At 61.9% G+C, this 7,500-nt stretch carries 5 protein-coding genes, 1 tRNA gene and 2 rRNA genes (2 of these 8 only partly in view); 7 read left to right on the top strand and 1 reads right to left on the bottom strand.

Annotated elements, in window-relative coordinates:
- The 6 genes from ACTDI4_RS21140 to istB form a co-directional block, all read left to right on the top strand.
- Window positions 1-1,444, top strand: a 23S ribosomal RNA gene (locus tag ACTDI4_RS21140) (it extends 1,354 nt beyond the left edge of the window).
- Window positions 1,445-1,789: 345 nt separating this feature from the next.
- Window positions 1,790-1,904: ribosomal RNA gene (gene rrf / locus ACTDI4_RS21135) — 5S ribosomal RNA — on the top strand.
- Window positions 1,905-2,051: 147 nt separating this feature from the next.
- Window positions 2,052-2,128: transfer RNA gene (locus tag ACTDI4_RS21130), tRNA-Met, on the top strand.
- A gap of 246 nt (window positions 2,129-2,374) precedes the next feature.
- Window positions 2,375-3,510, top strand: a protein-coding gene (locus ACTDI4_RS21125) for an IS3 family transposase (protein WP_442841001.1) whose coding sequence is annotated in 2 segments (ribosomal slippage) — window positions 2,375-2,645 and window positions 2,645-3,510 — 1,137 coding nt in all. Because the reading frame shifts where the segments join, the coding sequence is not laid out codon by codon here.
- Between the two features lie 416 nt (window positions 3,511-3,926).
- Window positions 3,927-5,453, top strand: a complete 1,527-nt coding sequence (gene istA, locus ACTDI4_RS21120; RefSeq protein ID WP_442841595.1) for an IS21 family transposase — start codon at window positions 3,927-3,929, stop codon at window positions 5,451-5,453.
- 11 nt (window positions 5,454-5,464) lie between these two features.
- Window positions 5,465-6,202 carry an IS21-like element helper ATPase IstB gene (istB, locus tag ACTDI4_RS21115; RefSeq protein ID WP_442841067.1) on the top strand — a complete coding sequence of 246 codons (738 nt, stop codon included), beginning with the start codon at window positions 5,465-5,467 and terminating at the stop codon, window positions 6,200-6,202.
- A 526-nt stretch (window positions 6,203-6,728) separates the two neighbouring features.
- Here istB and ACTDI4_RS21110 read toward each other — a convergent pair.
- The gene (locus ACTDI4_RS21110) at window positions 6,729-6,983 is read right to left on the bottom strand and encodes a type II toxin-antitoxin system prevent-host-death family antitoxin (protein ID WP_128238287.1); all 255 of its coding nucleotides are present in this window, start codon (window positions 6,981-6,983) and stop codon (window positions 6,729-6,731) included.
- 188 nt (window positions 6,984-7,171) lie between these two features.
- Here ACTDI4_RS21110 and ACTDI4_RS21105 point away from each other — a divergent pair, with 188 nt between their 5' ends.
- Window positions 7,172-7,500: the 5' portion of a DUF2840 domain-containing protein gene (locus ACTDI4_RS21105; protein WP_442843014.1), read on the top strand. 157 nt of this gene lie beyond the right edge of the window; only the first 329 of its 486 coding nucleotides appear in the window; its start codon is at window positions 7,172-7,174; the stop codon falls past the right edge of the window.

Raw genomic sequence — 7,500 nt, 5'->3', positions numbered from 1 at the left:
CCTGCTTAAAGTTAATCTGAGCAGGGTTAGCCGGCCCCTAAGACGAGGCGGAAACGCGTAGTCGATGGGAATCACGTTAATATTCGTGAGCCTGGAGGTAGTGACGGATCTCGTAAGTTGTCCATCCTTATTGGATTGGTTGGGCTTCTAAGAGGTTCCAGGAAATAGCTCCTCCTTATAGACCGTACCCGAAACCGACACTGGTGGTCTGGTAGAGTATACCAAGGCGCTTGAGAGAACTATGCTGAAGGAACTCGGCAAATTGCACGCGTAACTTCGGAAGAAGCGTGACCCTTGTTTACGCAAGTAGATGAGGGTGGCACAGACCAGGGGGTAGCGACTGTTTATCAAAAACACAGGGCTCTGCGAAGCCGCAAGGCGACGTATAGGGTCTGACGCCTGCCCGGTGCTGGAAGGTTAAGAGGAGAGGTGCAAGCTTTGAATCGAAGCCCCAGTAAACGGCGGCCGTAACTATAACGGTCCTAAGGTAGCGAAATTCCTTGTCGGGTAAGTTCCGACCTGCACGAATGGCGTAACGACTTCCCCGCTGTCTCCAGCATAGACTCAGTGAAATTGAATTCCCCGTGAAGATGCGGGGTTCCTGCGGTTAGACGGAAAGACCCCGTGCACCTTTACTATAGCTTTACATTGGCATTCGTATCGGCATGTGTAGGATAGGTGGTAGGCTTTGAAGCAGGGACGCCAGTTTCTGTGGAGCCACCCTTGAAATACCACCCTTATCGTTATGGATGTCTAACCGCGGCCCGTCATCCGGGTCCGGGACAATGTATGGTGGGTAGTTTGACTGGGGCGGTCGCCTCCTAAAGAGTAACGGAGGCGCGCGATGGTGGGCTCAGAACGGTCGGAAATCGTTCGCTGAGTGCAATGGCATAAGCCTGCCTGACTGCGAGACTGACAAGTCGAGCAGAGACGAAAGTCGGTCATAGTGATCCGGTGGTCCCGCGTGGAAGGGCCATCGCTCAACGGATAAAAGGTACGCCGGGGATAACAGGCTGATGACCCCCAAGAGTCCATATCGACGGGGTTGTTTGGCACCTCGATGTCGACTCATCGCATCCTGGGGCTGGAGCAGGTCCCAAGGGTATGGCTGTTCGCCATTTAAAGCGGTACGTGAGTTGGGTTCAGAACGTCGTGAGACAGTTCGGTCCCTATCTGCCGTGGGTGTAGGAATATTGAAAGGATCTGTCCCTAGTACGAGAGGACCGGGATGGACGTATCTCTGGTGGACCTGTTGTGGCGCCAGCCGCATAGCAGGGTAGCTATATACGGACGGGATAACCGCTGAAGGCATCTAAGCGGGAAACCCACCTTGAAACGAGTATTCCCTGAGAACCGTGGAAGACGACCACGTTGATAGGCCGGGTGTGGAAGAGCGGCAACGCTTGAAGCTTACCGGTACTAATAGTTCGATCGGCTTGATCGTTCTCATTCTCAATGCTCATCGAAGATGAGCGTCCAGCTTTCCTGTCCTCACGGCCGTACCGGCTGGCATGCGCCAGCCTGGCCTCCGGACAGGGCGCGCCAAAAGGCGCGACGGCCCGTCGGCCTTGCGAAGCTGCGCTTCGTAGGCCGCAAGCCGGATGAAACAGGCGCAAACCAGCGCTCACGCATGAGCGGGCCTGACGGCCCTATGCTCCGCGAGGGCGCCGGAAAACCGGCGACACGCAGTCGCGCTTGCGGGCATTGGCCCGACGCGCAGGCTCCTTCGCCGAGGCACATAAGACAACTGGCTATGCCGGCAGCTTCTCGAAAACGTGCGCTTCGCCGACCTGGTGGTTATGGCGGGGCGGCTGCACCCGTTCCCATTCCGAACACGGCCGTGAAACGCCCCAGCGCTGATGGTACTTCGTCTCAAGACGCGGGAGAGTAAGTCGCTGCCAGGTCTGCAAAGCGCACGTTGTCAAATCTTCTCTTTTCGATAAAAGGCCCGCCAAACGGGAGCCCGGGCCGCGCATGCGGCCCTTTCGTTTGGCGGTCGTCATTTTGGCGGTTGTCATCAGGTCGGCGAATGCCTGCCTGCAAAACGGTGACGCGGGATGGAGCAGCCCGGTAGCTCGTCAGGCTCATAACCTGAAGGTCGCAGGTTCAAATCCTGCTCCCGCAACCAAATGTAAATACTCCCGGATGCCCAGATCCGGGAGTTTTTTCGTTTTAGCAGTCTTTCCAATAGCTTGCCGCTCCGTCCATTCGAGGATCGTGCGCAGTTCGCCACGCAGCGTGGCATAGAGTTTCCCGCGTTCCGGGCCGGGAATGAGCACAATCTTTCTCGATCAGCATCTGCAAAGCCTGAGGTGGTGCCGGTTTCCGAGACAGGGGCCTAAGGTGGATCTTCCGATGAGAAGGACGATCCAGCATGAAGACACGCAGACGGTTTACGGCCGAGTTCAAGGCCAAGGTCGCGCTTGAGGCGATCCGCGGCGAGCGGACGATTTCGGAGCTGGCGACGAAGCACCAGCTTCATCCCAACCAGATCACCCAGTGGAAACGGCAGGCCATTGAGAACCTGGCCAAGGCGTTCGACGACAGGGCTTCGGATGCGCAGGTCGGCCGGGAAGCCGAGGTGACGAAGCTGCACGCCAAGATCGGCCAGCTCGTCGTGGAGCGGGATTTTTTGGCCAAGGCCTTCGATCGCTGAGCCTGGATCGGAGGAGAATGATGATTGATCCCGATCACAACCGGCTCTCGATCCGCCGCCAGTGCGAACTGGTCTCGATCTCGCGGGCGTCGTTCTATCGACAGCCTGCCGGCGAGACGCTCGAGAACCTGGAACTGATGCGCATCATCGACGAGGCCTTCATGGAAATGCCCTGGTATGGCTCCAGGCAGATGGCGCGGCATCTGCGGCGTCAAGGCTGGTGTGTCGGCCGCAAGCGGGTTCGACGGCTGATGCGCAAGATCGGGCTGTCGCCGATCTACCAGGCTCCGAAGACCAGCGAGCCGCATCCCCAGCACCGCATCTATCCCTACCTGCTGCGGCATCTGGCGATCGAGCGGCCCAATCACGTCTGGTGTGCGGATGTGACTTACATTCCGATGCGGCGCGGCTTCCTCTACCTTGTCGCCATCATGGACTGGTTCAGCCGCAAGGTGCTGGCCTGGCGGCTGTCGAACACGATGGAAGCCGACTTCTGCGTCGCTGCTCTGGAAGAGGCGATCGCCCGCCACGGCAGGCCCGACATCTTCAATACCGACCAGGGATCGCAGTTCACCAGCTTCGCCTTCACCACGACGTTGAAGGATGCCGGCATCCGCATCTCCATGGACGGGCGAGGCCGCTGGATGGACAACGTCTTCATCGAGCGGCTGTGGCGCAGCCTCAAATACGAGTGCGTCTTCCTCAGCGCCTTCGAGACCGGAAGCGAAGCTCGCAGCGGCATCGGCTCCTGGATCGACTACTATAACCGGCGACGCCCACACTCGACCTTCGGCGGCAGGACACCAGACGAGGTCTATGCTATGGCACAAATGAAGGAGCAATTGGCGGCGTAAAAACCAACCCAATCCACCTTAGCCAAGCCGCCAAACTGTCTCACCAGGCGGGTCCACCTCAGCCGCCGCCGCTTGCGGGCGTTCGTTTAGTTGGGCAACGGCGGCGGTATGCTCGCGCCGGAAATCCCGGCGTTCTTGTTGGTTCCGGCCACACCGGCCATCGGCCGATCCTTTCAAAGTGATCAACGGCGCACGGCGCCACTCTTCTTCGCACGGGCCAGTTTGCAAATTCCGAGGGATGTCGCCCCCCGATCCCGAAATGATGCCGCCCCCTCGTTCCGAGAAATAGTCGCCCCCTGATTCCGAGATGAAGCCGCCCCCTTGGATGCGGCGTTTGGGCCGGGCGCTCTGCTGGTGAAAGTTCCTTCTTTGGCTTGTCCGAGGGAAGGAACGAGATGCCGGCGGAGAGATTGGCGATGCGGCGTGTCCGCGAGATTTTGCGATACCGATTTGAGGAAGGCCTTGGCCACAAGGCGATCTCGTACCGGGTGGGCGCTGCACCTTCGACGGTGCGCGAGACGCTCCGGCGCGCTGCGACTGCCGGATTGACCTGGCCGCTTGGCGAGGAGGTCACGGACACGGTTCTGGAGGCGGCGCTCTATAAGGCATCCGGAAAGAAGACAGGACACCGCCGTAGCGTCGAGCCGGACTGGGCCGAGATCCATCGCGAGCTGAAGCGCAAGCATGTGACGCTGCAGATCCTGTGGGACGAATACATCGCGCTCCATCCCGACGGCTACCGCTATAGCCGTTTTTGTGACCTCTACAGGGGGTGGGCGGCAAACCTGCCGGTAACGATGCGGCAGAACCATGCCGCCGGCGAGAAGCTGTTCGTCGACTATGCCGGCGACACGGTGATGGTGGTCATAGATCGGCTGACGGGCAAAATGCGTGCTGCGCATCTGTTCGTGGCGGTGCTCGGCGCATCGAGCCTGTCCTATGCCGAGGCGCGCTGGAGCGAGACGCTGCCGGACTGGATCGGCTGCCACGTCAATGCGCTGGAGAGCTTCGGCGGCGCGCCGGCTCTGTTCATTCCCGACAATGCCAAGGTGGCGGTGATCAAGGCCTGCCGTTACGATCCGCAGGTCAACCGCACCTATGCCGGGATGGCGGCGCATTACGGCAGTTCGGTGCTGCCGACCCGACCGCGCCGTCCCCGAGACAAGGCAAAGGTCGAGGCGGCGGTGCGCATTGTCGAGCGCTGGCTTCTGGGTCGGCTACGCCATCGCGTCTTTTACAGTCTGGCCGAGGTCAATGCGGCGATCGGCGATCTGCTCGTCGATCTGAATGATCGCCGGGTGCTGCGCCGTGTCGGGCGCACGCGGCGGCAATTGTTCGAGCAGATCGACCGCCCGGCACTCCGGCCGCTGCCGGCGGAACGCTATGTCTTCGCCGAATGGCGGATCCGGCGTGCCGGCCTCGACTACCATGTCGAGATCGATCGGCATTATTACTCCGTTCCCTGGCGCTTCGCGCGCGAGCAGATCGAGGCCCGCATCACGGCGAGCACCGTCGAGCTGTTCCGCAAGGGCGAGCGGATCGCCGCCCATATGCGCTCCAGCGGCAATGGCCGGCATACCACCGTCCCCGAGCATATGCCGTCGTCGCACCGCCGCTTCGCCGACTGGACGATCGAGCGGATCAGCCGCGAGGCCTCGGCGATCGGTTCTGACGCGGCGCTCCTGTGCGAGAAGATACTGGCCGACCGGCCGCATCCCGAGCAGGGCTTCCGCGCCTGTCTGGGCATCATCCGCCTGGCCAGGGGCTTTGGCCGGGAAAGGGTCAACGCCGCCTGCGGCCGCGCGCTTGAGATCGGCGCGCGGACCTACGGCTCGGTCCGCTCCATCCTGGACAACCATCTCGACCGGACGACCGCCCCGCGGACGGCGTCGGCCAAGCCCATCGACCACCCCAATATCCGCGGTTCCCGCTATTACCACTGAAGGAGAAAGGCATGCTTGCACATCCCACCCTCGATCGCCTGAACGCCATGGGCTTCACCGGCATGGCCCGGGCATTCGACGAACTCACCGCCAATGCCGAGGCCGAACAGCTCAGCCATATCGAGTGGCTGGGTCTGCTGCTCGACCGGGAATGGAGCTGGCGCTACGATCGCAAGCTCGCGGGCCGCCTGCGCTTTGCAAAGCTGCGTCACCAGGCCGCCCCCGAGGATGTCGACTATCGCAGTGAGCGCGGTCTTGATCGGGCCCTGTTCCTCAAGCTCATCGCCGGCGACTGGATCGATGCCCACGACAATCTGGCGATCTGCGGCCCGGCGGGCGTCGGCAAGAGTTGGCTCGCCTGCGCGCTTGGCCACAAGGCTTGCCGCGACGACCGCTCCGTTCTCTACCAGCGTGTGCCCAGACTGTTCGCATCCCTGGCGCTGGCGCGCGGTGATGGCCGCTACCCACGCCTGCTGCGCAAGCTCGGCAGCGTACAATTGCTGATCCTCGATGATTGGGGCCTTGAACCCCTCGACGATCAGGCCCGTCACGATCTCCTCGAAATCCTCGAAGATCGCTACGGGCGGCGCTCCACCATCATCACCAGCCAGCTACCCGTGTCGGCATGGCACGACGTAATCGGCAACCCGACCTATGCCGACGCCATTCTCGACCGGCTCGTCCACAATGCCCATCGTATCGATCTGACCGGAGAAAGCCTGCGCCGAGACCAGCAGCGAAAGACTTGACACAAGCGCTCGACGAAATGACAACAATCACTGCCAGCATAGCCCGGTCCCTAGGGGCGAGATCATCTCGGAATCCGGGGGCGAGATCAAATCGGAATGAAGGGGCGGCTTCCTCGGAATCGGCAGCCAGTTCGAGGAAGCTGGCCTTGATCCTGGCGAACAGCCCCGGCGGGAGGAAGCCGTAGGCGAACTCGCCGCGCTTGCCGGGGACCGGCGACAGACCGCCATTCGGCCATTCGTCGATATTGTGCTCCGACACGATCACCCAGCTCGGCGCGTGGTCGAGGCCGATGGCCTGCTTCACTTTCGCCGGGATCTCGATGCCGACCGTATCGCCGGAGGGCGGCGTGTGGGTGATCGGCAGCAGCACCGCATGGCGAGGGCGCATCAGGGCATCGGTCGCTGCGACGAGGCAGGCCGGGCGATCCTTTCCCTGATGCTGGCCGGCGGCAGCCTCCTGCGTCCAGAGATAATCGTAGCGGAGGACGAGGCCGGGCTTGGGCTCGGGAATCGCCACGCTGTCCGCCTACTTCAGCAGGTCGTCGAGGTGGGCGTGCTCGGGGTCCATCTCGGCCCGCTCCACGGCGTCGATCACCACATCGGCGGCATCCGCCGTGCGATGCGTCCGCTGCGCGGCGGCGCGGAGCCAGTCGTAGTGGTCGGCGGACATCAGCACGAATTCGCGGCGCCCGTGCCGCGTGATCTCCACCGGCTCGCGCTGCGCCTGGTGCTGGAACTCGCCGAACTTGCGCTGGAATTCGAGGGAACCGACTGTCGGCATGGCTGGCATCCTTTCAAAATCGAATACATGAATTATACGTATAATTTGTCTTTTGCAAGAACGAAGGCATGCATGTCGGCCTGTAGGCTGCTTCCTTTGTGCCTTGCGTTCCAGCGCGATCTTGCGCTTGAACGGCTCGCGGGCTGTTCTGATGGCCGATCAACCGGGCGAGGATAAGGACAGCCTCGTTGGCGCGGCTCGCACCGTTCCGCGCCGCTTCCGGCGTGGAGTTGACTTTCCAGAAGCGCCGGATCGAGCACAGGATACGCTTCGGTCGCAAGAGCGACGAACAGATCATTCACCGCCGCCGCGGCGCCGTTGGCTTCGCGCCGGAAAACATCTTCGCCTTCGTCCGCTGGGCGACCGGCGACCACGGCACAGTCGTTTCCCGCATCGACATCATGCGCGCGATCAGTCGGGGTGAACCCTTCCCGACGCTCCCCTTCGTCCGGCCTGGCGGTGAAATCCTGTTGCGCCTCGATGGCTGGCCGAAGGTGCAGCGCGCGCGGCGTGCGAA

The organism is Mesorhizobium sp. PUT5, assembly GCF_052216645.1.
Classification (GTDB): domain Bacteria; phylum Pseudomonadota; class Alphaproteobacteria; order Rhizobiales; family Rhizobiaceae; genus Mesorhizobium.
This window is presented reverse-complemented; position numbering and strand designations above follow the sequence as displayed.

Coding starts and splice junctions, on each gene's coding strand:
- istB (WP_442841067.1), top strand. CDS start 5,465: ATGCTTGCACATCCCACCCTCGATCGCCTGAACGCCATGGGCTTCACC.
- istA (WP_442841595.1), top strand. CDS start 3,927: ATGCGGCGTGTCCGCGAGATTTTGCGATACCGATTTGAGGAAGGCCTT.
- ACTDI4_RS21110 (WP_128238287.1), bottom strand. CDS start 6,983: ATGCCGACAGTCGGTTCCCTCGAATTCCAGCGCAAGTTCGGCGAGTTC.